Source organism: Picosynechococcus sp. PCC 7003, assembly GCF_001693255.1.
Taxonomy (GTDB): domain Bacteria; phylum Cyanobacteriota; class Cyanobacteriia; order Cyanobacteriales; family MRBY01; genus MRBY01.
Genome location: NZ_CP016474.1, coordinates 1,591,745 through 1,615,538, shown reverse-complemented (window position 1 = coordinate 1,615,538; position 23,794 = coordinate 1,591,745). Strand labels below are relative to the sequence as shown.

21 protein-coding genes are annotated in these 23,794 nt (G+C 49.6%); 9 read left to right on the top strand and 12 right to left on the bottom strand.

Annotation, left to right across the window (positions count from 1 at the left end; genetic code table 11):
- Positions 1 to 142 precede the first annotated feature (142 nt).
- Positions 143 to 811 carry a phosphate signaling complex protein PhoU gene (phoU, locus tag AWQ21_RS07645; protein ID WP_065714026.1) on the top strand — a complete coding sequence of 223 codons (669 nt, stop codon included), beginning with the start codon at positions 143 to 145 and terminating at the stop codon, positions 809 to 811.
- A 263-nt stretch (positions 812 to 1,074) separates the two neighbouring features.
- Here the strand turns inward: phoU and AWQ21_RS07640 are convergent, their stop codons facing one another.
- Positions 1,075 to 1,746, bottom strand: a complete 672-nt coding sequence (locus tag AWQ21_RS07640) for an L-threonylcarbamoyladenylate synthase (RefSeq protein WP_065714025.1) — start codon at positions 1,744 to 1,746, stop codon at positions 1,075 to 1,077.
- Positions 1,747 to 1,759: 13 nt separating this feature from the next.
- Between AWQ21_RS07640 and larC the strand changes: the two genes are divergently transcribed.
- The gene (larC, locus tag AWQ21_RS07635; RefSeq protein ID WP_065714024.1) at positions 1,760 to 3,019 is read left to right on the top strand and encodes a nickel pincer cofactor biosynthesis protein LarC; all 1,260 of its coding nucleotides are present in this window, start codon (positions 1,760 to 1,762) and stop codon (positions 3,017 to 3,019) included.
- 175 nt (positions 3,020 to 3,194) lie between these two features.
- On the opposite strand, the gene AWQ21_RS07630 is transcribed toward larC, so the two are convergent.
- Both AWQ21_RS07630 and AWQ21_RS07625 read right to left on the bottom strand, forming a co-directional pair.
- Entirely contained in the window at positions 3,195 to 4,343 is a 1,149-nt protein-coding gene (locus tag AWQ21_RS07630) for a hypothetical protein (RefSeq protein ID WP_065714023.1), read from the bottom strand.
- A gap of 213 nt (positions 4,344 to 4,556) precedes the next feature.
- A complete protein-coding gene (locus AWQ21_RS07625) occupies positions 4,557 to 5,093 on the bottom strand; it encodes a hypothetical protein (RefSeq protein WP_232314914.1) in 537 nt (178 codons plus the stop codon).
- 860 nt (positions 5,094 to 5,953) lie between these two features.
- Between AWQ21_RS07625 and AWQ21_RS07620 the strand changes: the two genes are divergently transcribed.
- Positions 5,954 to 7,153: a YihY/virulence factor BrkB family protein gene (locus AWQ21_RS07620; RefSeq protein WP_065714021.1), complete on the top strand. Its 1,200-nt coding sequence runs from the start codon at positions 5,954 to 5,956 to the stop codon at positions 7,151 to 7,153.
- 38 nt (positions 7,154 to 7,191) lie between these two features.
- On the opposite strand, the gene metK is transcribed toward AWQ21_RS07620, so the two are convergent.
- The 3 genes from metK to AWQ21_RS07605 all read right to left on the bottom strand — a co-directional run bounded on the left by metK (position 7,192) and on the right by AWQ21_RS07605 (position 9,983).
- Entirely contained in the window at positions 7,192 to 8,445 is a 1,254-nt protein-coding gene (metK, locus tag AWQ21_RS07615) for a methionine adenosyltransferase (protein WP_065714020.1), read from the bottom strand.
- Positions 8,446 to 8,580: 135 nt separating this feature from the next.
- On the bottom strand, positions 8,581 to 9,573 hold the full coding sequence (gene galE / locus AWQ21_RS07610; RefSeq protein WP_065714019.1) for a UDP-glucose 4-epimerase GalE: 993 nt from the start codon (positions 9,571 to 9,573) through the stop codon (positions 8,581 to 8,583).
- A gap of 62 nt (positions 9,574 to 9,635) precedes the next feature.
- A complete protein-coding gene (locus AWQ21_RS07605; protein ID WP_065714018.1) occupies positions 9,636 to 9,983 on the bottom strand; it encodes a hypothetical protein in 348 nt (115 codons plus the stop codon).
- A gap of 132 nt (positions 9,984 to 10,115) precedes the next feature.
- On the opposite strand from AWQ21_RS07605, the gene AWQ21_RS07600 reads away from it, so the two are divergent.
- The 3 genes from AWQ21_RS07600 to AWQ21_RS07590 are packed head-to-tail and all read left to right on the top strand — an operon-like array spanning position 10,116 to position 12,693.
- The gene (locus AWQ21_RS07600; protein WP_065714017.1) at positions 10,116 to 10,712 is read left to right on the top strand and encodes a DUF3727 domain-containing protein; all 597 of its coding nucleotides are present in this window, start codon (positions 10,116 to 10,118) and stop codon (positions 10,710 to 10,712) included.
- Positions 10,696 to 11,790, top strand: coding sequence for an endolytic transglycosylase MltG (gene mltG / locus AWQ21_RS07595; RefSeq protein WP_232314912.1), 1,095 nt, complete (start codon positions 10,696 to 10,698; stop codon positions 11,788 to 11,790). Before AWQ21_RS07600 ends, mltG begins: the two co-directional genes overlap by 17 nt.
- 12 nt (positions 11,791 to 11,802) lie before the next feature.
- Positions 11,803 to 12,693 carry a tRNA (5-methylaminomethyl-2-thiouridine)(34)-methyltransferase MnmD gene (locus AWQ21_RS07590; RefSeq protein ID WP_065714015.1) on the top strand — a complete coding sequence of 297 codons (891 nt, stop codon included), beginning with the start codon at positions 11,803 to 11,805 and terminating at the stop codon, positions 12,691 to 12,693.
- Here the strand turns inward: AWQ21_RS07590 and AWQ21_RS07585 are convergent.
- The 4 genes from AWQ21_RS07585 to AWQ21_RS07570 are packed head-to-tail and all read right to left on the bottom strand — an operon-like array spanning position 12,659 to position 18,120.
- Positions 12,659 to 13,789, bottom strand: coding sequence for an ABC transporter permease (locus AWQ21_RS07585; protein WP_065715263.1), 1,131 nt, complete (start codon positions 13,787 to 13,789; stop codon positions 12,659 to 12,661). The genes AWQ21_RS07590 and AWQ21_RS07585 overlap by 35 nt on opposite strands.
- 11 nt (positions 13,790 to 13,800) lie before the next feature.
- Entirely contained in the window at positions 13,801 to 14,907 is a 1,107-nt protein-coding gene (locus AWQ21_RS07580; RefSeq protein WP_065714014.1) for an ABC transporter permease, read from the bottom strand.
- A gap of 3 nt (positions 14,908 to 14,910) precedes the next feature.
- The gene (locus tag AWQ21_RS07575) at positions 14,911 to 16,878 is read right to left on the bottom strand and encodes an ATP-binding cassette domain-containing protein (protein ID WP_232314911.1); all 1,968 of its coding nucleotides are present in this window, start codon (positions 16,876 to 16,878) and stop codon (positions 14,911 to 14,913) included.
- A 6-nt stretch (positions 16,879 to 16,884) separates the two neighbouring features.
- Positions 16,885 to 18,120: an HlyD family secretion protein gene (locus tag AWQ21_RS07570; RefSeq protein WP_232314909.1), complete on the bottom strand. Its 1,236-nt coding sequence runs from the start codon at positions 18,118 to 18,120 to the stop codon at positions 16,885 to 16,887.
- Between the two features lie 219 nt (positions 18,121 to 18,339).
- On the opposite strand from AWQ21_RS07570, the gene AWQ21_RS07565 reads away from it, so the two are divergent.
- Positions 18,340 to 18,573: a hypothetical protein gene (locus AWQ21_RS07565; protein ID WP_065714012.1), complete on the top strand. Its 234-nt coding sequence runs from the start codon at positions 18,340 to 18,342 to the stop codon at positions 18,571 to 18,573.
- 58 nt (positions 18,574 to 18,631) lie between these two features.
- Here the strand turns inward: AWQ21_RS07565 and AWQ21_RS07560 are convergent, their stop codons facing one another.
- Both AWQ21_RS07560 and AWQ21_RS07555 read right to left on the bottom strand, forming a co-directional pair.
- Complete coding sequence (locus AWQ21_RS07560; protein ID WP_065714011.1) at positions 18,632 to 20,104, bottom strand: PPC domain-containing protein; 1,473 nt, start codon at positions 20,102 to 20,104, stop codon at positions 18,632 to 18,634.
- Between the two features lie 178 nt (positions 20,105 to 20,282).
- Entirely contained in the window at positions 20,283 to 21,125 is an 843-nt protein-coding gene (locus AWQ21_RS07555) for a hypothetical protein (protein WP_065714010.1), read from the bottom strand.
- Positions 21,126 to 21,819: 694 nt separating this feature from the next.
- Here AWQ21_RS07555 and AWQ21_RS07550 point away from each other — a divergent pair.
- Both AWQ21_RS07550 and AWQ21_RS07545 read left to right on the top strand, forming a co-directional pair.
- Positions 21,820 to 23,067, top strand: coding sequence for an efflux RND transporter periplasmic adaptor subunit (locus AWQ21_RS07550; RefSeq protein ID WP_232314907.1), 1,248 nt, complete (start codon positions 21,820 to 21,822; stop codon positions 23,065 to 23,067).
- A gap of 10 nt (positions 23,068 to 23,077) precedes the next feature.
- Positions 23,078 to 23,794 (top strand): ABC transporter ATP-binding protein, encoded by a 717-nt coding sequence (locus tag AWQ21_RS07545; protein ID WP_065714008.1) that lies wholly within the window; start codon positions 23,078 to 23,080, stop codon positions 23,792 to 23,794.

Sequence of the window (23,794 nt, the reverse complement as noted above, 5' to 3'; positions counted from 1 at the left end):
CCCATAAAGTGCCCCCTTGACGAAGAAAACCCCTCAGAAAAATTGTTAACCAAACTATAACTTAATCTTTTTTAAGCTTTGGAATTATAATGTGAGAATAGTCTCTATAAAAAACGATATAAAGAAACGTAATTTAAAATCTATGCAATTATTTCATCAGTCGCCCCAAAGAGAACGAACGCAATTTGAACGTTCTTTACAACGTTTAGAACAAGAGGTTTTACGGATGGGGGCGCTGGTCGAGCAAGCCTTTCGTTTGGGTCATAACTGTCTGTTTAAAGAAGATTTAGAGGCCTATGAAACGCTCCGGGCCTTGGATAAAGAGATTGACCGCTACTATCGCCAGATTGAAGCTGATTGCTCGGCAATGCTCACCTTGAAGGCCCCAGTGAGTCAAGATTGTCGGTTTGTGAGTGCGTTTATGCAGTTAGTGCGAGATTTGGAACGGATCGCTGATTATGCGGAGGATTTAGCAGAAAAGTCAATGCGTTTAGTCCCCTATTCGACCCACATTCTGATGGCGGATATTGAAGGGATGTCGGAGCACGCCCAGTTGATGTTGTCCACAAGCTTGGTGGCTTTAGCGGATCTAGACCCCAATGCAGGCGCCTATGTAAAAAGATTGGATGACCGGGTCGATGATGATTATGACCGCATTTATGCGGCCTTGGCCCAGCAGCAAAATCAGCCTGGGGTTATGGAACCATTTATTTTAATGGCGTTGATTATTCGGGATTTAGAACGCATGGCAGACCACGCCACAAATATTGCCCAACGTGTTTCTTATATCATCACCGGGCAACGGGGCTAGCGAGAATGACACCCCTCTAGTTCCCTTTTTGAGAAACACCTACACCCCTCTAGCTCCCCTGAAGGGGAGAAGATTGGCCACCTTCCCCAGGGAAGAACCCCTTCCGGCCTAACGGCCACCTTCCCCAGGGAAGAACAAGAACCCCTTCCGGCCTAGCGGCCACCTTCCCCAGGGAAGAACCCCTTCCGGCCTAGCGGCCACCTTCCCCAGGGAAGAACCCCTTCCGGCCTAGCGGCCACCTTCCCCAGGGAAGGATAGTGGGTTTATTGGGTGGCGTCGGAGAGATCGACGATATCGAGCCAGCTTTCAAGGGCATCCCAGCCGAGGCCTTTACGAATAAGGGTTGGTTGGCGATCGCAAAAGTCGAGAATTGTAGAGGTCTTGGTGCCGGGTTCGCTGTCACTATCGATGATGATATCGACAAGGGGTTCTAGGGCATCGAACAGGCGCGCTTTTTCGAGGCCGAGGGTAAAGGGTTCACCGTCTTCGTCTGGCAGGTGGGCAGAGGTAGAAACAATCGGATTGCCGAGGGCCTGGAGTAAACCCTGGCAAATGGCGTGATCGGGGACGCGGATCCCGGTGCTGCGGCGTTTGGGGCTCATCACTAGCTTCGGCACCTGTTTTGTGGCAGGCAGTAAGAAAGTGTAGGGGCCAGGAATTGCCCGTTTCATAATCCGGTAGGCTTCGTCACTGACCAGGGCATATTCAGAAATATTCGACAGGGACGAGCAGAGGAAAGTGAGGGGTTTATCGTTGGCGAGGCGCTTCAGTTGGCGCACTTTTTGCACGGCTTGCTTTGCGGTGAGATCACAACCAATGGCGTACACTGTATCTGTTGGATATAACATCACGGCCCCGGCCCGGAGTTGTTGGGCGATCGCCTCTAAATCCCGTTGCTGGGGATTTTTGGGGTGGAGAGAATAATAATTAGCCATTGTTTTTGTCGCTATGAAAAAAATTGCCTATCTTGAATGCCCGACGGGAATTGCAGGGGATATGTGTCTCGGTGCATTGGTAGATGGGGGCGTACCGCTGGAATACCTCAAAAATCAGCTAAATCGCTTGGGAATTGCCGCTGAATACGATCTTCGGGCGGAAATGGTGATTCGTCAAGGACAGCGGGCGACAAAGGTCTTTGTGGATCTCAAAACTGAGTCCGCTCACCATGATCATTCCCATTCCCAGGAGCATGGCCATCACCCAGATCACCACCATCACCATGGCCATGCACCCCACCGTCATTTGCCAGAAATTCAAGCCATGATTAAAGGGGCTGGCTTACCAGAGCGGGTTGAGCGCTGGAGTTTGGCAATTTTTCAGAATTTGGCGATCGCCGAAGCAACGGTGCACGGCACAACCCCAGAGCAAGTACATTTTCACGAAGTCGGCGCGACCGATGCCCTCGTGGATATTGTGGGCACTTGTTTGGGTCTCGATTGGCTGGAGATTGATGAATTGTATTGTGCGCCCATGCCCACCGGTGGCGGCACAGTGAAAGCAGCCCACGGCATTTTGCCCGTACCTGTACCAGCAGTGCTTCAACTCTGGCAACAACGCCAAGTTCCGGTCTATAGCAATGGCATCGAAAAAGAATTAGTCACCCCCACTGGCGCGGCGATCGCCACCACGTTAGCGACGGAATTTTGTCGGCCACCAGCCATGACCCTCGAAAAAATTGCCCTCGGTTCCGGCACCATTGATTTACCTTTACCCAATCTGTTGCGGCTCTGGATCGGTCACCAGCCAGAAACGCCTCACCTGGAAACTGTCGTTACCCTGGAAACCCAAATTGATGATCTCAATCCCCAGGCGATCGCCTATGCCTGCGAAAAATTACAAGCGGCTGGGGCCTTAGACGTTTTCACCCAGGGGATCACGATGAAGAAAAATCGGCTGGGTACTCTCTTAACGGTGATTTGTCCCGTTGCGTTGGTTGAGATTTGCGAAGAAATTTTGTTTATCGAAACCAGTACCCTCGGCATCCGTCGCCAAACCCAAACCCGGTCAATTCTCCAGCGGCGCTTTGCAACCGTTGCCACCCCGGCCGGAGATATTCAACTGAAAATCGGCTACCGGGGCGACAAAATTTATAACGTCCAACCGGAATACGAAGACGTTAAGGCGATCGCCCAACACACCGGGAAATCCTGGCAGGCGATCGCCCAACACACCCTTTGTCAATTCCATAAAGACATCGAGCAAGCTTAACCCTAAAAAAGCTGGCAACGTCGCCTTTAGAGGTCATTTATAAAGTTAATAAATCCCTAGATTGGCCCCCTAAATCCCCTCACTAAAGCTCCGGCAAGCTGGGGGACTTTGACCCACTGATTTGCCTAAAAATCTCCCCCAAACTGGGGGGCCGGGGGGCTTTATAAACAGGCTCTTAGGTCTTGCGAATATTTAAGAAACGTTGGTATTTCTGATAGAGGGGCAAACCAGGGAAATCCTGCTTAAAGATATCTGGTACATCATAGTCACTGGCAGGATAAGCATCTTTGATGTTTTGCAACTCTCCAGCAATTTGCTCCCACTTTCTGAGATCCCCCAGGAGAGCCTTAAACTCAGCCCCTGCATTTTTATTACGGTAGTTCAAGGCCAGGAAGTGAAACACTTTGACGTGGCCCAAAAGGTTATTTTGATTCCTCGGCATCCCCATCGCCGAACACAGAGTATAAACAGTTTCCTCGATCTCCAAAACCCGCTGCTCCAAAACCTCTAGGTTCGTACCAATCGGCTGGGTTAACACTTCCTGGGCTAGTTTGAAGGTTGACAATAGTAGAGAATAGCGTGATTTCAAGTTTCTCAAAATATTCAGCAACTTCACACCACTTTTATAGCGGCTGACCTCTTTAATCGCCAAAATATAGTTTTTAGTAACCCGCAAGCCCTCATCTGTCTTAAATTCCTTGAGGAAAGGGGTGACCTTCGCTTTCATTTCCAGGACAATCTCGGTGCTGTCTGTGTTGTTGTCCAAAATATCGGCGATCGCCTCGTAGACCTTAAGCTGAGTTGGGCTGCGATACAGAAATTCGGTCTCATTAATCAACACAAAACTTTCGAGGGAAAATAACATCACCTCAAACAAATCAATCGTATTCTTGAGATTTTTAAAGGTGCCCATGTTCAGATCGATTAAAATCCGAATCCGAAAGAAATCAAGAAATTCCTGATTGCCAAATTTTCGATTTTCTAAGCCCTGGAGGGTGATTGCCTTCGTTTCAAGCTGCTTCCAAAGCTGCCCATAGCGATCAAGAAAATAAGGGGGAACCGCAGGCTTCGCAAAATAATTTGTGACCTTCTCCACCAAGCTCTTGTTGCCAAAAATTGGCTTCTTCCAAAAAGAATCGGCGGTTTTTTCTTCCGTCGATGGAGACTCTGGGGTCGTAGTCGTCTGATTCGGCGAGCCTTGGGGGATGGGGGATATTTTGAGGTCAAAGTGAGCCTGGAGTACATTAAACTCCGCCTGGGTAAGCTGACCTTCTTTGACTAAAGAGAGTAGACGCTCTAATTGTGATGCGTTATTGATGGGCATGCTTTCCTCACTGATTGAATCAAATAACCCCAGCGCTACCCTGTAGTGTATCTCTCCCCTGGGGTTTGTTACATCGCGTTGTTGATCTTTTACGGAGCCGCCAAAAAATCACCAAAATAATTTTTCCGTTGAGCAAGGCTCCCACCTAAGACAACAAATGTCCCACCAACGGCCCAAAGCTAGGCGTCCAACATTGCGTATCGCCATAAATCCCTAGAAACGAATTTGGCTAGAGTGGATCATCCCCATGCCACCGCAGACATCGGTATAAAACCAATTTCCCTGGTTGCCGTAGAGGTTGATGGTTTGGCGCGATCGCACTGTGCACAAAATTGGCCCATTGGGATAGGTTCGCACATTAGAAGGGGGAGCAAAGACAAAGGCGGTATCGTTTGCACCTGTATTACCGGGGTTGCCATCACAGACAAAGTTCAACATATTTTGCGTGGCTGTGGATCTGGGGCTATGGGTCACCCCATCATGGAAGCTCGTCCAGGTATTATCCCAACAATGGGCCTGGGCATTAATTTTCATTTGGCCGAGGTAGTAAGTGAAGTTAACACTGCGTTCACTGGCTCGACGGATAGAACAGCGATCCACGTTGACACTCGCGCCAGTCACTGCTTGACCCATGTAGACATTGCAGGATTGGGCATTGAGATTTTTTTGAGGGCCTAGGGCTGTGGCCAGGACTAAGCCGAGGGGCACCAGCAACAGACTCAGGGTTTGATGCATTGTAGGGCGTAACATATCAGTTACCTCCACCATCGAAAAGTGATGTAGGGCTAATCATATTGTCGCTATTTTTCCCCGCAACAACGGCTTATTTTTATAAAAAGTAATGACCAATGGCTTGCAAGATTTAATTTTTTCTTTATTTTTTTACTCGGCTCGACTTGAAAACTATTCAATAGGAGAGTCACCTCTAGGGGCTTGGGATTTGAACCTCAAACGAAAAATTTCCTTTTAGAAACCAAAGCTTGAATTTATGGGGTTGAGGGGTGATCCCCTGCATTTAGGGATTACTTGACTCTTTTTAGAGGTTATCTGAGAAGTATCAAATGTTGTCAAGTCGTCCGCCGAATCACGCAATTTGGGGAACTTTTTTTAACCAAAAACCGAGGTGATCTCCCCCCAACTAGGGGGCAAAGTAGACTTTTTAAGCATCCGCTTAGAGATTGATAACTTCGGAGGAAAATAGCAAATCTTAGGCCGTGTTTTAAACGCTTCTCAATTGAGATTTTGTGGCTAATTTATATTAAGGCTAAAGGGAATTTTCTCAAAAGCAATCTATCAAATATTCTTTCATTGGTAAACTTTGGGAACAATTTTTTCAATAAAAAGGGACTTGGTTATGTGATTAGATCGCCAGATAATTCTTGATTAGTGTGGCAGTGGCCCAGCTCTGGTGCGTTTGTACATGGGAGAAGCAAGGCGATCGCCGACGGAATATGGTTAACGGCAAAACGAGCCTTGCCCCGCTGCGAAAACAGGTTTGACCGATAAACTAATAGGTAGTGGTACTGTACTTCTTGGAATCTCAAAATGTTTCAGCAAATGCAGCTGCGTAGACACGCCCGAAAAAATATGTTGCCCCGATCGGTCTGGCGATGAAACGTTTTTTGCGATTTTTTTTATTTCTCAATCACCGAACGCTGTATTGGACAATCCGCCAGGCGTTGCGGCGACGACTGCTGGGGCTTTCGGCAGAGATTGCTTTTAATGTGATGCTGTCTTTGTTCCCCACGATCATCATGGCATTGACGGCCCTGGGGTTATTTACGGCTACCCTAGATAATCAAACAATTTTGCAGTTGGCCAGCTATTACGAAGATGTAATGCCGGTGTCGGTGTGGACGCTCCTGCGGGAGTTCGCAGCGGAAATTAGTAAAACCCCCAGTAAAAGTTTATTTTCAGTGAGTTTTGTGGCGACGATCTGGGTCTCGTCTGGGGCGCTGAGTGCGGCGATGAATGCCCTCGATCAAATCCATGAAATCCCCCCGGAACAACGGCGTCCTTTCTGGAAAGCTAAGTTGATGTCGATTTTTATCACCCTGGGGGCGATCGCCCTGTTGATTTTCGCCTCATTCCTGGTGCTGGTGGGCGATAGCGTGATTAAAGTGGGGCTAGATTTGATTGTGCGTTTACCCGTGGATACGACGGGGGTCAATGTCCTGGTCACCCTCTGGCGATTGCTGAGTTTCCCCTTAGCGTTGGGGTTAGGGACGGGCATCATTGCGATGGTGGTTAATATTCTGACGAGTCCCCCTGATCGGCGTCACCCCCTGCGCAAACTCAAACAAATGTCCTTTGGCTTGGCGATCGCCCTTGTTGCTTTTTTTGCTCTGTGTTTTTCGATTCTCTTTATCCAAAATCTAATCGTCGATATGGAGATCAATTACGATCTGGCAAATTTGTTGGTCATTCTCTGGCGTTTCTTGAGTTTGCCCGTTGCCTTGGCGATCGTTTCCATTGCCTTTGCCTTTATCTACAGCATGGGTTCTAGTCGTCTGATTAAAGGGATGCCCATTCTCCCCGGTGCCGTTTTAGGGGCCGTTTCCTGGGCGATTATCTCTTCTTTATTTCGCCTCTATGTTGCCAACTTTGGCCAATATAACCGTGTCTATGGCGCTGTGGGGACGGCGATTATCCTGATGCTCTGGCTCCAACTCAGTGCCCTGGTGATGCTCCTAGGGGATCAGCTCAATGTCGTCATCGGCGAAGCCATGCTGGCGGATGCTCTCAAACGTGGAGATCGCCAACTCAACAAAAATCCCCCACTGCCAGAGGAAGCACCAGGGGAAATTTAATTAGCTTTTTAGGTTTAGGACGTCAGTACGCAAGAAAACTAGACAACGGTGGCCGTGGCTAGCTCCTGTTTCAGGATTTCGACCTTGTCCAAACGCTCCCAGGGAAGATCCAAGTCTGTCCGGCCAAAATGCCCATAGGCGGCCACATCCTGATAAAAACGCCCATCACGTTGGCTCGGTAAATTGCGCAGATCAAAGGCCTGGATAATCCCCGCCGGACGCAGTTCAAAATGTTTCTGCACCACTTCCAGCAACCGATCCTCATCTACCGTGCAAGTGCCAAAGGTCTCGATCATCACACTGACTGGACGGGCAACCCCAATCGCATAACTCACCTGCACCTCGCATTTTTCCGCCAGGCCCGCCGCGACGATATTCTTCGCCACATAACGGCAAGCATAGGAAGCACTGCGGTCTACCTTAGTGGGATCTTTGCCAGAGAAAGCACCACCCCCGTGGCGGGAATAGCCACCGTAGGTATCGATGATAATCTTGCGGCCCGTCAAACCAGAATCCCCCTGGGGGCCACCAATGACAAACTTGCCAGTAGGATTCACGAGGAATTTCGTACTGTCACTTAAACCTACCGTTGCGCCGGCAAAAACGGGTTTAACAACTTTTTCTAAAAGATCCGCCTTGATCTTGGTTTGGATCTCCGTGTTGTCTGTCAGTTCCCCAATGGTCTCTGTGTGCTGGGTCGAAATCAAAATCGTATCGATCCCCACGGGTTTGCCGTCCTCGTAGATCACCGTGACTTGGGTTTTACCGTCGGGGCCGAGGTAGGGCAGTTCACCGTTTTTGCGCACTTGGCTCAATTTCAAAGACAGACGATGGGCCAAGCTAATGGGGAGGGGCATTAATTCGGGTGTCTCGTTGCAGGCATAGCCAAACATTAACCCTTGGTCTCCGGCACCAATTTCGTCGAGTTCGTCGTCACTGAGTTGATGCCGTTGCTCCTGGGCGCTAGTTACCCCCTGGGCGATGTCGGGGGACTGTTCATCCAGGGCAATCAACACAGAACAGCTATTGGCAGAAAAGCCGTTGTCCGCATTGGTATAGCCAATTTCTTCAATTTTCTGGCGAGCCACCTGGATAAAATTCACATTCGCTTGGGTTGTTAATTCACCCGTAATCAGCACCAAACCGGTATTGGTTACAACTTCAGCAGCAACACGGCTAGTGGGATCAGCAGCCAACACCGCGTCTAAAATTGCGTCGGAGATTTGGTCACAAATTTTATCGGGATGTCCCTCGGTGACGGATTCGGAGGTAAAGAGATAACGACGAGACAATGTTGTATATCCTCTTGAGTTTAGAAAGTGGACAAGCGGGGTAGTGGCTTTTTATTTTATCTGGTTGAGTTCCTTTCTCTTTCGCAATTCGGGAGTTTCTGCTGGGCGACCGCCGATTTTTTTTCACTCTACACCTTAGCCATGACGCCGTTGGTGCCAGTGCCAAGCGTGTTGCAAGATGGTTTCGAGGTCGGCGTATTGGGGTTGCCAACCCAAGATCGTGCGGGCTTTGGCGCTGCTCCCTACAAGGCTGGGAGGATCACCGGGGCGGCGGTCGGTGGCGATCGCCTTAATATTTCGGCCAGTAATTTTCCGGGCCGCTTCAATCACCTCTTTTACCGAAAACCCATTACCATTGCCGAGGTTAAAAGCATCGGTAGCGCCCCCTTGCAGTAGATATTCCAGGCCAAGCACATGGGCATCGGCGAGGTCACTGACATGGATATAGTCGCGGATGCAAGTACCGTCGGGGGTAGGGTAATCGGTGCCAAAAATTGAAATACTGTCTCGTTTACCAAGGGCTGCAAAGAGTACCAGGGGAATCAAGTGGGTTTCGGGATTGTGGTCTTCTCCGAGGTTGCCCTCTGGGTCTGCCCCGGCGGCGTTGAAATAACGGAACATCACTGACCGCAGCCCATAGGCTCGGTCAAAATCCCAGAGCATTTTTTCCACCATCAGCTTGCTCATGCCGTAGGGGTTGATCGGGTTTTGGGGATGAGCTTCGGGGATGGGAATTTCGCTTGGTTCACCGTAGGTGGCACAGGTGGAAGAAAAGACAAACTGCTTGACTCCCGCTGCTATCATCGCCTCCAGGAGTGTTAAAGTCCCGACCAAGTTATTGCGATAGTATTTGGCGGGCGCTGTGACCGATTCTCCCACATAAGCATAGGCGGCAAAGTGCATCACCGCATCGATTTTGTGGTCTGCAAATATTTGATCTAACAAAGGGCGATCGCCCGTGTCTCCGACGATCAATTCCGTTTTGAGCACCGACGCCACCAGATCCCGGTGCCCATAAACCAAGTTATCCAGCACGATCACCCGATAACCGCGCCGCTGGAGGCTTAAAACTGCCTGGGAGCCAATGTAACCCGCTCCCCCCGTGACTAATACTGTTTTTTCTGCCATGGCTGTTCCCCTGTTGTGCTCCGAATAACCACTAGAACATTAATGGAAATATCAAGACTTTTCTAGAATTTAGACACCTTCCCATGGAGCCAATTTACCAGCAACGTCGGGCAATTTTTCATAAACCAACGCCAGGCTAAAATCCGAAAAATAGGCTTAGAAAATCGAGCAATATATTTCGCCAAGCGATTAAGGGGGCGACGGCGGACTTTTTTGTTGATGAGATTAACCGAGCCAATATCGTAGAGGCATTCTAAAACCAGTTTGACTGTGGTCTCTTCTCGCAAAAACATGGTTTCAATGAGCAGCAACATATCCTGGAGGCGTTTCTCTTCAAATTCTTGTTCCTGGGCGGTTTTTGTGAGGGGGGCTGTAACCTCGGATTGGACAGTAATTGGGGCTTTGGACATGGGCAGATCACAATGGGCGCATTGAAAACATCATAGTGGGAGTTTAGGGGCCCTGTACAAATCAAAACTTTGGCCCACTGCGTGATATTCTGAGAGAAATTATTTCTGTTCCTTTTTTGCCAGCCACTGTCTATGTCTTCGCCTTCTTTTGATTCCGGACGGGAGCTTGATGCTCAGGACATCGTTACCCTCACCGATGCCATGGGGCGATCGCTAGATTGTTATGTTGAGAATGAAATTACCCAGGATGGCACTGAGTACTATTTCCTGATGCCGGTAGACCAGCCGGTGGTAATCCTCGCTTGGGACGAAGATGAAGCCGAGGAGAGCGATTTACCGGAAACGGAACTGGTTGAAGATCCAGAGGAGCTCGCAGAAATTTTCCCCGATGCGAAGGCCGTTTTGGCAGAACATGATTTGATCTTGCAGGATACGGCCCATGTGATGACCGTCCGTGGCGAATTGCCCCCCCTAGAGGAAGATAAAATTCTTTCCCTAGAAATTGAAGATGATAATTTCGAAGACGAGGATCTAGAAGCTGAAGAATTACAGGAACTGGCGCGGTTCTACCACCTCGATCAACTGTATAGCATCTACACGCCCCTAGAGCCGATTCCCATTTTTGTGAAGGTGACCGAGGATGAAGAAATGGAGATCCTCGAACCAGGGGATCCGATGATCCAAAGTTTAGTTGATACGCTCCTGCTCCAAGATGCCGATGCCGACTAATGCGTCCCCAAAAACGCAACCCTTATCACGTCGGAAACAGGGTTTTCCTTGGTTTTCTGGGATTCTGACCCTGACAGTGGCGATCGCCTTTTGGCAGAGTTGGGCCTGGTGGCGGTGGGCGATCGCCCCTGGTGAAAATGCTGACCAGACGGTGCAACTCGACATTCCGGTTGGTACAGGCGCCGCACAAATTGGCGAAGATTTAGCGACTTTGGGTTTAATCCAATCTCCTAAGGCCTGGCAGATCTGGGTGAAATGGCTCAGGCTCACGGATCGGGGCGGCAGTCTAAAAGCAGGCACCTACCAATTTCCACCGAACCAAGATCTCCCGGCGATCGCCCAGCAAATTTGGTCGGGGGATGTGGTACAGACTAGCGTGACCATCCCCGAAGGTTGGACGATCCAACAGATGGCCAACCGTTTTGAGGCATTGGGTTTTTTCCCCGCCACGGAATTTATTGCGGCGACCCAGACCATTCCTCGTGAGCAATTTCCCTGGTTGCCAGAAGATTTAACGTCTTTGGAAGGCTTTTTATTTCCCGACACCTATTTTCTCGATAACGCCCAGCCTAGCCCCCCAGCGATCATTGAGCAGATGTTGGGCCAATTTGAAGCGGTGGTTTTGCCCCTCTACGATGCGGAAACAGTGCCTTTGGATTTGTCCCTCGCGGAATGGGTAACCCTGGCGAGCATTGTAGAAAAAGAGGCGGTAATCCCTGAGGAGCGGCCTTTAATTGCTGGAGTATTTGTCAATCGCCTGGAACAGGGGATGCGCCTAGAAACAGACCCGACGGTGGAATATGGCCTGGGCATTCGCCAAACGAAGGAACAACCCCTTACCCTCGAGCAGGTGCGCACCCCCAACCCCTACAACACCTATCTCAATGAAGGTCTACCACCAGGGGCGATCGCCTCACCGGGGTTAGCCAGTTTTCGCGCCACATCCAAGCCTGAAGCGACGGACTTTTTATTTTTTGTGGCCAATTACGATGGCACCCATGTTTTCAGTGAAACCCTCGCCGAGCATGAAGCCGCTACCCAACGCATCCGCGCCGCCATCGACGGTGAGACAGAATAGTTACGCCTGACCATGACGAGCTTGGTGCCCCAGTTAACCGCCGACGGTTCCTACACCTTTTTTTCTGAGGAATTTCAGGAGCATTTCCACTCCCAGGTGGGGGCGAAACGGGAGGCCGAGGAAAAATTTCTCAGACCCTGCCGGATCACTGAACTTGCCCAACGACCCCAACTCCGACTTTTGGATATTTGCTATGGCTTGGGTCACAATACCGCCGCGGCTCTCACGGAAATTTGGCGGATCAATCCTCACTGTCGCGTGACATTATTTGCCCTCGAAAGAGACCAGGCGATCGCCCTTGATAGCATTCAGCAAAATGTTCTGGCTGCCTATCCCGAAACAGTGGTTTCCCTACTCCGGGAACTGGGCGAAACGCTTCAAGTTGAAACAAGCCGATTAAAAGCTCAATTACTCACAGGAGATGCACGGCAGACTATCCAACGGGTGATCGATGTAAATTTCCAGGCCGATGCCATTTTTCTTGATCCCTTTTCGCCTCCTAAATGTCCCCAACTCTGGACAGTGGAATTTTTGGGTTTAGTGGCCCAATGCCTTACCCCAAGCGGTTATCTGGCGACCTATTCCTGTGCGGCGGCGGTTCGGGTGGCCCTCCAGGCAGCAGGTTTGCAGCTCGGAAAAACTCCCGGTGTGGGTCGCAAATCTCCCGGAACCCTCGCGCGGTTTATCCCCGATAATCTCATCCCCCTTTCCCAACAGGAGCAGGAGCATCTTCTGACCAATGCGGCGATCGCCTACCGAGATCCGACCCTCCAGGACGATGCGGCCACGATTTTGCAACGGCGGCGGGACGAACAACAATCCAGCCAGCGGGAATCCACGAGTCACTGGAAAAAACGCTGGTTAGCCCTCAATTCAACTGCGCCCGGAAGCGATGCACACTAACCGACAACAGAATGATCGCAAACCCTAGCAATGCCAAAATATTCGGCCACAGGGAGTCAATCGCCACACCTTTGAGAATTAAACTGCGGGCGATCGCCACATAATGGCGCAGCGGGTCAAACCACGAGAGAATCTGGAAAAATTTCGGCATACTCTCAATCGGGGCGATCGCCCCAGAAAGTTGGATAATCGGTGCATTAAAAAAGAACGAAGTAAGCACCACTTGCTGCTGGGTACGGGATAGGGTGGCGAGTAAAATCCCTAAACCAATACTCACAAACACATACAGTCCAGAAAGGGAATAGAAAATTAAAAAATTGCCCCGAAACGGTAAATTGAAAATAAACTTTCCCATACCGCAAGCAATCAAAACATCACCCATCAAAAGGATAAACAACGGCACGATTTTCGCCAATAAAATTTCCCAGCCCGATGCTGGAGTCATGAGTAATTGCTCTAATGTCCCCACATCTTTTTCCCGAATGACCGTGACCGAAGAAATGAGAGATCCCGTTAAAGTCAGCACTAAACCGATCACCCCCGGCACAAAAAACCAGCTACTAATTAAACCCGGATTATAAAGAAAACGGCTTTGGGTTTCGACGGGAGGCGTTTTAAAAATAGGATTTTGTTGGCGGGTATATTGATTCACAATTTGATTGATATAACCGTTTGTAATGCCAGCGGTATTAGCATCGACTCCATCAATAAAAACTTGTACTTCCGTCGAATTGCCTTGGTTTAAATCTCGATCAAGGTTGGGCGGAATAATTAATCCGGCGGTTAATTTTCCATTGCGTACCTGCTCCTGTAACTGGGCTTCATTTTTAGGGATTGACTCAATTTGAAAGATGTCATTTTCCGTCAAGGCAGAAACAAATTCACGACTTTGGACAGAGTTGGCGTAATCAATTAACCCTAAACTGAGGTGATCGACATTGGGACTGAGGGCTAAACCAAAAACTAATAATTGAATCGTCGGCGGAAAAATCAGGAGAAAAATAGATTGGCGATTCTTCAAAATTTGTCGGATTTCTTTGAGGGTCAATGCCCAAAATCGACTATCAAAAAAGCGATATAGAAAATTAATTTTCATAACTTCATTTTTCACTCCGACAACTGCATTTTTTCCATGATTTTTGTAGCGGCTTTAAAGAGAAGTAAACCAATCACGCCGACAACAATGGGTACATACCAAATACTGCTCCAACCACTGCCCCGCACAAAGGCATCTCTCGTGAGCAAAATGTAATAGCGGGCGGGAATAATGTTGGCAATTAAAGAGAGGGGAAAGGGAATATTTTCTAAGCGGTAAATAAAGCCAGAGAGCAAAAATGAGGTCAAAAATCCGGCGATCGCCGTGCCTTGGACTGCGGCATTTTGGTTTCCGCCCCGTGCGCCGATAAATAACCCGAAGGACACCGCCGCTGCGAGGTAAATAGCTGTGCCAATAATTAATGGGAGGGGACTGGTTTGGAGTCGGATATGGAACAAGACAAAGGAGATGGTCATCACCACGAGGGTTTCGGCGATCGCCACCAGCCAGTAGGCTAACCCCTTACCCAACAGCCATTCCGTAGCACTGAGGTCGGAAGCGTAGACCTGAATTGCGGTTCCCTGTTCCTTTTCCCGCACCACGGCGATCGCCGCCAGCATCGAGGGGAATACCCAAAACACCACCCCAAAAATCCCCGGCACAATATACAGGGCTTCCTCACGACCGGGATTAAACCAAATCCGCACCCTAGCCTGAATTCCCTCGGGACGTTGGGCATTGGGTAGGCTTTGGATAAAAAAGTTAGTCACCGCCCGCACACTGTTTTGGATCACCCGCGCATTATTCACATCCGTGCCATCGATCAGGGCTTGTACCTTGGCATTCCCCGCTGCGACATCTTCAGCAAAGGTTGGGGGAATGACGATGGTCGCTTTGGCTGTGCCTCGATCCAGAGAAGATAAGGGCAAACTGTCGACCAATGGGGTCGGAATAAATTGATTGGTGGCAAAAAGTCGTTCCACATAGCTGCGACTGAGGGGCGAATTGTCGAAATCCTGCACTGCGAGGGGAATATTTTTCGTTTCCAACCGAATCGCGTAGCCATAAATTAACAACATTCCCAAGGGCAGCACCAACGCCAAGGCAACGGTCAGGCGATCGCGGCTAAATTGCGCCAGTTCCTTTTTCGCTTGGGACAACACACGTTTGAGGCTCATGGTTTAGCGTACATCCTCCGCCCGTTGGACTGTACCGATAAAAGAATCTTCGAGGGTAAAGGGAATGGTGCGTTGACTGTAAATTTCAATCCCCTCCCGCTGTAAAGTTTGCTGAATAAACGCTAATTCTTGGGCTGGATGATCTAAAACCAGGTGGAGGCGATCGCCAAAAATCGACACCCGCCAATGATCCAAATTTTCCTTGAGCAAATCCGAGGCCCGTTGAAGCCGATTCGTACAAAACTCGATCAATTCCCCCGGTTGCGCCGCCTTAATTTCCGTGGGGGAACCCTGGGCCACAATTTCCCCCGCCACCATAAATGCCATCCGATTACAGTTTTCCGCCTCCTCTAAATAGTGGGTCGTAACGAGGATCGCCGTCCCCTGCCGCGCAAAATCCCGAATTAGTCGCCAAAACTGCCGCCGCGCCACCGGATCGACCCCCGAAGTCGGTTCATCGAGAAATAAAATGTCCGGTTCGTGCATCACCGAGGCACCAAAGGCGACCCGCTGTTTCCAACCCCCCGGTAAACTGCCCGTGGTAATTTTTTCCCGACCGAGCAACCCACACGTTTCCAACACCCAGGCGATTTTTTCCCGCCGTAATTTGCGCGGAATGCCATACACTCCACAGTAAAACTCTAGATTTTGCTGAATCGTTAAATCGTCGTAGAGAGTGAATTTTTGACTCATGTACCCAAGGCGCGATCGCACTTCCGAACGATGGAGATTTTCCGTTTCCCCCGCCAGTGCCATCACCCCCGCCGTCGCCGGGAGTAGGCCACAGATCATTTTAATCGTGGTGGTTTTGCCCGCACCGTTTGCGCCAAGGAGTCCATAAATTTCGCCGTAGTGGACATCGAAGGTGACATTTTTCACTGCCTGAAATTCCCCAAAGGTTTTTTGCAGTCGTTGGGCAGAAATGGCGATTTTTGGGGCTTTTGGCTTTAAATCTCCCCGTTTGCGGTAATAGGGAAACGCTTTGTACACCGGATCCGCCCCTTGCTGGCGCAGATGGTTCACAAAGACATTTTCGAGGGTTGGTTCATTTGTCTCTAAGCTTTGTACCTGAATGTTTGCAGCGGCTAGGGTTTGCGTAATGTCCTGCTGGGCTTGGTTAATATCGGCGGTCAAAATATCGAGGCGATCGCCAAAGGATTGCACATCGAGCACCGTTTTGGGGGGCTGATTGCGTAACAATTCCTCCGCTGCCGCCAGAGCATTCGCTCGCAATTCCAAGCGATGTAAGCCTAAATCCTGCTGCAACTCCCCCAACGTACCCAGCTGCTGAATTTCCCCGTCATAAATCAGGGCGATGCGATGACAGCGTTCCGCCTCATCCAGATAGGGCGTTGCCGTGACAATGGTTACCCCCTGCGCCGCAATTCCCGCCAGCAAATCCCAAAATTCCCGCCGTGACACCGGATCGACCCCCGTCGTCGGTTCATCGAGCAATAAAATTTTCGGCTGGGCAATCAACGCACAACATAATGCTAGTTTCTGTTTCATCCCCCCCGACAACTGCCGCGCCAAACGATCGGGAAATTGATCCAGATTCATTAACTGCAGTAAATGACGGTGGCGATCGCCAAATATCTGCTCTGGCACATTGCGCAAACCCGCCACATAGCGCAAATTTTCCAAAATACTCAAATCCAGATACAACGAAAACTGTTGCGTCAGATAACCCACCTCCAAACGGGATTCCTGCGGCGTTTTACCAAGCATTGTTACTGAGCCAGCCGTTGCCCCCATCACCCCCGCCAAAATCTGAAACGTCGAAGTTTTGCCCGCCCCATCGGGGCCAATCAACCCAAAAATCTCCCCCGCCTTCACCGAAAAATCCAGCCCCCGCACCGCCTGTACCGCGCCGTAATCTTTCCGCAGTCCCGCCACCTGAATTGTGGTTGCCCCGTGGCGTAAGCCATTCTCAAAAGTATTTTTATGGTTGATTGCCGTTGCTGCCATCATGCCCCTTTAGCGTCGTGCTTTTTTCGTTGCCGCCGCTTCCTGCGTCAAAATCGTCGCATCCGCAGGCATCCCCGGTTTCGCCAAACCCGCTTCATTTTCAACTTGCAACTTCAACCCAAACACTTGCGTCACCCGATCATCCCGAAAATAAATATTTTCCGGCGTAAAGGAAGCCTCCGTATCGATCGCCGTCACAGTGGCATTTAAAGGCTCCTCCGGTGCAGAGTCCAAAAATACCGCCGCCTCCTGCCCAATGTGAATCGCCCCCACCTCTTTTTCGGGAATAAAACCCCGCAGATACACCTCCCCCAAATTCACTAGGGTTAACAACGTTTTTCCCGTTGCCACCACTTCCCCCGGTTCGGCGGTGCGGGTTAAGACCACCCCATCGATGGGACTGACCAATTCTAAATCCTTGAGTTTTGCCGCAATTTCGTTGTAATTGGCTTGGGCATTTTGCACTTGGGCTTGGGCGGCACTGAGTTGGGATTGGGCTTGGGCGAGTTGGGTTTGGAGCCGTTGCACTTGGACGGCGCGAATATCTGGATTAAATTGGCTGGCTTGGGTTTGGGTGAGATTGCCTTCGGCGGTTTTCACCTGTTCAGCGGCGGCGGCAACCACGGCACGGCGGGCATCAAGGTTTTCCTTCGTCGATAAATATTGGGTTTGCGCTTGTTCCAATCGCTGCTTGGAAACCACACCGGAATCGTATAGGCTTTGAAAGCGATCGCCATCGGCTTTGGCAAGGGCGAGTTCGGCTTCCAGTTGTTTCACCTGCGCTTGGGCTTGGGCGAGTTGGGCTTTGGCGGCGGCAACATTCGCTTGGGCCGCATTGACCCGTCCGGCGGTGTCACCCTGGGCCTGCTGTTGGGTTAGCTGGGCTTCGGTGATCTGATTTTCGATGACGGTGATTTGCAGTTGGGCTTGGTTTACCTGCTGTTGGGCGGCGTTAATCCGAGCCTGTGCCCCATCTAAGGAAGCCCGTAATTCTGCACTGTCAAGGGTGACAAGGACTTGACCCTTTGTAACCCTGTCTCCCTCCCGTACGGCGATCGCCTCGATTTTTCCACCAACCTTCGCACCAACATCCGTTTCATAGCCTTCGATTCTGCCGCTGAGTTCAAGGCCTTGGGTGGGTTCTGGACGCAGAAAATAATTCACCAGACCAACGCCCAATCCTCCCACCAATACAATCGGCAGCACAATCTTGAGGATTTTTGGCATGCTATTTTTTTGAGTCATTGTGGCGGCAGTTATCCCATTCCCAACAGGCGTTAGCGGTTGCACCAACTACCTTTCATTATGGAAGCGATGCTGGGAGGGATGGCTGAGTTCGTAGTATTTCGACAAACAGATACCAGAAACTTTTGTTTCTAATGCATGACATTCAGTCAAGTATTCCTACATAAAAATTAATATCTTGTTAAGATCAAAGCGGCACTCACACAATAGGCAAATAACATGACTCAAGGTTTTAGCTACACTCCCACAACCACTGATATTCCCGTAGTCTTCCAAGACAGCTTCGTCAATGCAACAATCTCTGCGACCCAGGCTTGGTCTTTGTTTTTTACAGGCGGGACTTCAGAGGGTCAACTTGGTAAAAAGCGTGTTACAGGCTGGCTTTGGAACTACTTCTTATTCGGGGTTATTTTTGCTTCGATCGCTGAAATTACTATTTTCAACGGCTTCTAAAACCGTGACATCTTCAAGGCAAAACATCCTGTCTTAGGTTATCTGTTTTGTTAAGCGGCTACAGGCTGCTTTTTTTGTCATTGCGTGGGTCATGTTCGCATAAAACACGGTCTAGTCCTTCCAATTGACTGCAATCGATCGTGCCGTTCCCAGCATTCCCGGAAGAACTGGTGATCGCAACCCCTTTGAGCAGCGACATTCCCTTAAATCCCGATTGCTGATTATTCGCCCAACTGCTCGGGTGACTATCGCCAATGGTATAGTTGCCTGCTTTTAAGATGACATTCGGACGCACAATCCAATAGGCATTCGGCACTCCCCCTTGACCCGGTTGGGTTGTCGCTTGCCAGGGGCCATAGGTTGTACCATCCTGATGAGTCAGCCACATCGTTCCTGGAGTTTGACCCTGGGCATCGTTCCAGTGGTAGTTCATGAAATAAGTCAACCGCGCCGCATTCGGTAAAGAAAACTGTGTGGCACTACTTGGATTATTACGAACACCATAAATATTATTGTTATCAAAAAGCGTCACTTCTTGAAGGGCAACTTCTGGGGTTGCTGTTGGCGCTTGGACAACGGAATTATTTTGACTGAGACTGAGGAGATAGTCCCCTGTTTCGCCGGCTTCATAGCTATTAACAACGATGGTATATTCCCCGGTATCAGGTAGCTTAATGGCTAATGTTTCTTTTTCTCCTTTCCAATTATCATCAATTTGTGCGATGGCTTCTCCCTGGGGATCAACCAAAATCAACAATCCATCAAAAGCTTGGGTTTCTAAGGTGATTTGAATCGTATCTCCAGCTTGAGCTGTAAATAGATGCGCATTGTAAAATGTCCCATCATCAAAAACCTTACTATTTCTTGTTAAGGTGCCTCGCCATTGCCTCGAATTGACTCCCGTTTGGGTCTGGGTCTGGCTCGGTGCAGATGACTCGGTGGCGCTGTTATATTTATTGGCTGACACGATGCAATAAGCGTAGCTGTTGCGGAACGTGTCGGTGTTTCGCACCTGTACCCAACTGGCGGTTCCTTCGACATAGTAGGGCAGCGGGCCTTCGATCATTCGCACTTGGCGCGTTTGGGGGCCAAATTCCAAGAGATAACCCTTGCCTGATCTCAGATCGAAGGGGCCAGCGACTTCCCATATTCCATTATTTTGGGTCCAGTTAGGCCGCATTTCTGAGGTGATCATCGAAAAAATGACATACACAGGCCCAGGATTTTGGGCGCCATCATTGAGAGCTTCTTGGTAGGGCGTCCATTCTAAAGGCCCCTGAAACGGTAAACCATAGTTACCACAGGAAAGAGCCACATCGCCGCCATCCTCTTGGGACGTATTTTGAGAACTAGATTGGCTACAGGGAACTTCCACAAGACGACAGTTGTATTGGTCACAAACTTCCTCAAAACAGCGATTTTCGAGATTATCGAATGGGTTGGCTGCGGTGAGGGTTGCCCCTTGGAACAGCAGTAGGGCCCCTAAAAAAACTGTCCGACCACTAAAATTAGCAACCTGTTGAATATTCATCTTCACTTCCTACCTTAAGAACGAAAACAATAAAACGGAAGCAGCAAGGCCTAGTTGTTTTTCCCGACAGACGGCAAGTTAAGATCAAGTATTTGTGTTGAATTCTGAAAAGTACCGCATCGGTTTAGCTAAACTCTTTGCTGAGCAATGTATGTAGATTCTTTGTTCTAATGCGAAACTAGGGGAACATAGGGGAGATCTCGCCCGTTTGTCGATCCACTTCGTACCAGTTGTAGGTTACGGTACGGCTGGGTTCGCCAGGATTATTGACAACTTCATAGACATGAAAGAGGTAATAGGCGTCGGTCTGCTCGACGACCTCAATATGAGCACTATTTTGGGGCGCCGTCGCCGCCAGTAAGTCTTGCCATTGGGTAATGTCTGGGATCGTCATTACCTGTCGAATGGCGATCGCCTCGGTGATTGGCTGAGATGATGTGGAGGTTTGGGTTGTGCCGTGATATCGAGAAGCTGGGACTAGACAGTAGGCAAAGCTCGTATTGGACCCGCTCATCCAACCCGTGTTTTGGGCCTGTACCCAACTCGCTGTCCCTTCAACGTAGTAGGGCAGAGAGCCTTCGTGCATTTTGATCTGCTGTGGGAGAGTTCCATTAAACTCAAATAAATGATTTCTGCCAGATTTTAGGGTAAAAGGCCCTATTGCTTCCCAGGTTCCGTTGTATTCTGTCCAGTTTGGTCGTATTTCTGGGGTAATCCTTGAGAAAACGACATAAAAATCTCCAGGGTTACGGGCCCCGTTATCCAAAACTGATTGGTAAGCCGTTGCTTCCAAAGGCCCTTCAAAATTTAGATTGTAAGTGCGACAAGAGCTGAGGGATTTTACGGGATTTCCTTGGGATGAGGGTTCAAATTGTCCACATGATGTCCCCGGCAAACAGATCCTTTGGTTTTCATCGAAGGGGTTCGGATTCGCCGCCATGGGCGTTGTCCCCTGCATCACCAATAAAATACCAAGCAAAAAAGCCTGTCCGCCAACATGAACGACCTGTTGAATTTTCATTTGCTTTCCCCCTCCGTTGAGACTGGGGTAAATCGATTTGCTTCCGGGTAACTAATCGGGTGATGATTGGGATAAATTACCTGGGGCTTGGAGAAGGGCTCTTTTGTTGAGATTTAACGAGTTTAATCACTCACTAAATTTATTTTTTAGTTTAACAATTTAATGATTTCTTTTCCCTGGCTCTCCCCTTATTTTCATTGTACCCAAGGAGTTTTAGGGCCATAAATATTGCTTAGGCTTTTATCTTAGAGCTTAATCTCTTGGTCAATAAATATTAACTTATATTGATAATTTTAAATTGAATTCGATAGAGTTTTATCCCCTTAAGCAACAGGGGATAGCGATTATTGCCGACCTTCGGTTTTGCGAATATAGCAGGCTCAGGAGCGGGCGATCGCCAAATCATTGTGGGGAATTTTGATCGCAGTAAGTTCTCAATCTCGGCATGAGTTAGCGAAACATTACTATAGCGGTCTGATTCAAGCGGCAATGGCTACGATGGAAGTAGGCTCCCAGACGTACAACCTGACTCGATAGGTTCTATTTAGTTGTGGCCACAAACCCTTCCTTATCGTCGAAATCCTCAAAATTTTCAGACATTCGGTTCAAACCGTGGCTATCTGGTTTGGGAATCATCGCGGTCGCTGGAATTTGTGTTGTCCTATTTCGCCCAAAACCGATTCCGGTAGAAGTGGTGACCATCCAACCAGGGCCTTTGAAAGTGATGATTATTGAAGAGGGACAAACCTACCTTGAAGATCGCTACCTGGTTTCTACCCCTGTTACGGGTTATGTACCCCGCCTGAGTCTTGAGGTTGGTGATCCGGTGAGCCAGGATCAAGTGATTGCCCAGATCGATCCCCTCGTCTTTGATAATGAGGCGTCGGCAATCTTGGCCCAAATTAATGCCCTCCAAGCTGAAAAAACAGGCGTTGCTACTCTCCGACCCAAAACGGAAAGTTTGACCCAGGCGGCAGCTAATATTAAGGCGGTTGAAGCGGAAATTGCGGCAGATCAGGCGATCGCCACGGAGTTGAGAATTCGTTTAATCCAGGCCCAACAGGAACAGCAACGGGCGGAATTTCTCTATCGCAATGGGGCCATCTCGAAGCAGGCGTTGGAAACGCTAGAACTGAATACCCAGGCGATCGCCCAAAATTTAGAGGTGGAAAAACAAAGAATCAATCAGACTAAGGCTAATCTGCAAGAGGCGATCGCCGCCCGGGAGGAACTGCAGGCGGCCCAACAGGATCCCGATTATTTACTCGAAGTTTATGATGCTCAGATTCGCAGTTTAGAGGCAGAGCTCGCCAGCCGCACCGACCAAGTTCAACGCACCGCAATTAAAGCACCCATCAGTGGTCAAGTGCTGCGTCTCTATCAAAAGAATCACCAATACTTGGAGGCCGGGCAACCCCTGCTGGAGCTTGGCAATTTGCAAAATTTGGCAGTGATGGTGGATGTGCTCTCCAGTGAAGCGACCCAGATTCAACCCGGAAATCCCGTTGAAATTGCGCAATGGGGTGGCGATCGCCTATTAACTGGCCGGGTAAAACGCATTGAACCAGCGGCTTTCACGAAAATTTCTGCCCTCGGCGTCGAAGAACAGCGCGTGAATGTGGTGATTAGCCTCGATGACATTCCCGCCAACCTGGGCGATCAATATCGGGTCGAAACCCAGATCGTGGTTTGGCAAGCGGAAGACGTTTTGCAGGTGCCGCTTAGCGCCTTATTTCGTTGCGATGGGCAATGGTGTGTGTTTCTGGTAGAAGAGGGACAGGCCCAGGCGGTAGCGGTGGAGATTGGTTATAAGACGGAACAAAATGCCCAAGTTACAAATGGTTTAGCCGCCAATGATCAAGTGATCCTTTATCCCTCCGGGGAAGTTCAATCGGGGCGTCGGGTACAGCCCCAGGTAGACCATGCAGCGCCGACAAACTAGAGAGCCATATATGACCGACTCACCCCTTGTTCTTTTTTGGATCCAACACCTTTCCAAGACTTATCACATTGGCGATGTGGCCGTACAAGCCCTCAAAAACGTTGATCTAGAACTATACGAGGGGGAATTTGTCGTGCTGTTGGGGGCTTCGGGGAGCGGCAAATCAACCCTGCTCAATATTTTGGGGGGCTTAGATGTTCCGAGTGCGGGCGAAATCTTTTTTCGGGGCAAAAATCTCACCACCGCCAATGAAGCGCAACTTACCCGCTATCGCCGAAACCATGTGGGCTTTGTCTTCCAATTTTATAATTTGATTCCAAGTCTGACCGCCGCAGAAAATGTTGCCTTGGTAACGGATCTGGTTGCCCATGCCATGGCCCCCACGGAGGCTCTGACCTTAGTGGGTTTAGGAAATCGCCTAGATCATTTTCCGGCGCAGCTATCGGGGGGCGAACAACAACGGGTGGCCATTGCCCGGGCGATCGCCAAACAACCGGAGGTCTTGCTCTGCGATGAACCCACGGGAGCCTTAGATTTTCAAACCGGGAAACGAGTGCTGCAAGTGCTTGAGCAGATTAATCGCGACCTGGGCACTACCGTCGCCGTAATTACCCATAATGCGGGGATTGCCGCCATGGCTGACCGGGTGTTGCGGATGCGCAGTGGGGAAATTGTCGCGATTGAGACGAACGCGATCAAAAAATCGCCGTTGCTTTTGGAGTGGTAA

Bases quoted from the DNA above. Each gene is read 5' to 3' on its own strand.
- phoU (WP_065714026.1), top strand. From the start codon at position 143: ATGCAATTATTTCATCAGTCGCCCCAAAGAGAACGAACGCAATTTGAA.
- AWQ21_RS07640 (WP_065714025.1), bottom strand. From the start codon at position 1,746: ATGGCTAATTATTATTCTCTCCACCCCAAAAATCCCCAGCAACGGGAT.
- larC (WP_065714024.1), top strand. From the start codon at position 1,760: ATGAAAAAAATTGCCTATCTTGAATGCCCGACGGGAATTGCAGGGGAT.
- AWQ21_RS07630 (WP_065714023.1), bottom strand. From the start codon at position 4,343: ATGCCCATCAATAACGCATCACAATTAGAGCGTCTACTCTCTTTAGTC.
- AWQ21_RS07625 (WP_232314914.1), bottom strand. From the start codon at position 5,093: ATGTTACGCCCTACAATGCATCAAACCCTGAGTCTGTTGCTGGTGCCC.
- AWQ21_RS07620 (WP_065714021.1), top strand. From the start codon at position 5,954: ATGAAACGTTTTTTGCGATTTTTTTTATTTCTCAATCACCGAACGCTG.
- galE (WP_065714019.1), bottom strand. From the start codon at position 9,573: ATGGCAGAAAAAACAGTATTAGTCACGGGGGGAGCGGGTTACATTGGC.
- AWQ21_RS07605 (WP_065714018.1), bottom strand. From the start codon at position 9,983: ATGTCCAAAGCCCCAATTACTGTCCAATCCGAGGTTACAGCCCCCCTC.
- AWQ21_RS07600 (WP_065714017.1), top strand. From the start codon at position 10,116: ATGTCTTCGCCTTCTTTTGATTCCGGACGGGAGCTTGATGCTCAGGAC.
- mltG (WP_232314912.1), top strand. From the start codon at position 10,696: ATGCCGATGCCGACTAATGCGTCCCCAAAAACGCAACCCTTATCACGT.
- AWQ21_RS07590 (WP_065714015.1), top strand. From the start codon at position 11,803: ATGACGAGCTTGGTGCCCCAGTTAACCGCCGACGGTTCCTACACCTTT.
- AWQ21_RS07585 (WP_065715263.1), bottom strand. From the start codon at position 13,789: ATGAAAATTAATTTTCTATATCGCTTTTTTGATAGTCGATTTTGGGCA.
- AWQ21_RS07580 (WP_065714014.1), bottom strand. From the start codon at position 14,907: ATGAGCCTCAAACGTGTGTTGTCCCAAGCGAAAAAGGAACTGGCGCAA.
- AWQ21_RS07575 (WP_232314911.1), bottom strand. From the start codon at position 16,878: ATGATGGCAGCAACGGCAATCAACCATAAAAATACTTTTGAGAATGGC.
- AWQ21_RS07570 (WP_232314909.1), bottom strand. From the start codon at position 18,120: ATGACTCAAAAAAATAGCATGCCAAAAATCCTCAAGATTGTGCTGCCG.
- AWQ21_RS07565 (WP_065714012.1), top strand. From the start codon at position 18,340: ATGACTCAAGGTTTTAGCTACACTCCCACAACCACTGATATTCCCGTA.
- AWQ21_RS07560 (WP_065714011.1), bottom strand. From the start codon at position 20,104: ATGAATATTCAACAGGTTGCTAATTTTAGTGGTCGGACAGTTTTTTTA.
- AWQ21_RS07555 (WP_065714010.1), bottom strand. From the start codon at position 21,125: ATGAAAATTCAACAGGTCGTTCATGTTGGCGGACAGGCTTTTTTGCTT.
- AWQ21_RS07545 (WP_065714008.1), top strand. From the start codon at position 23,078: ATGACCGACTCACCCCTTGTTCTTTTTTGGATCCAACACCTTTCCAAG.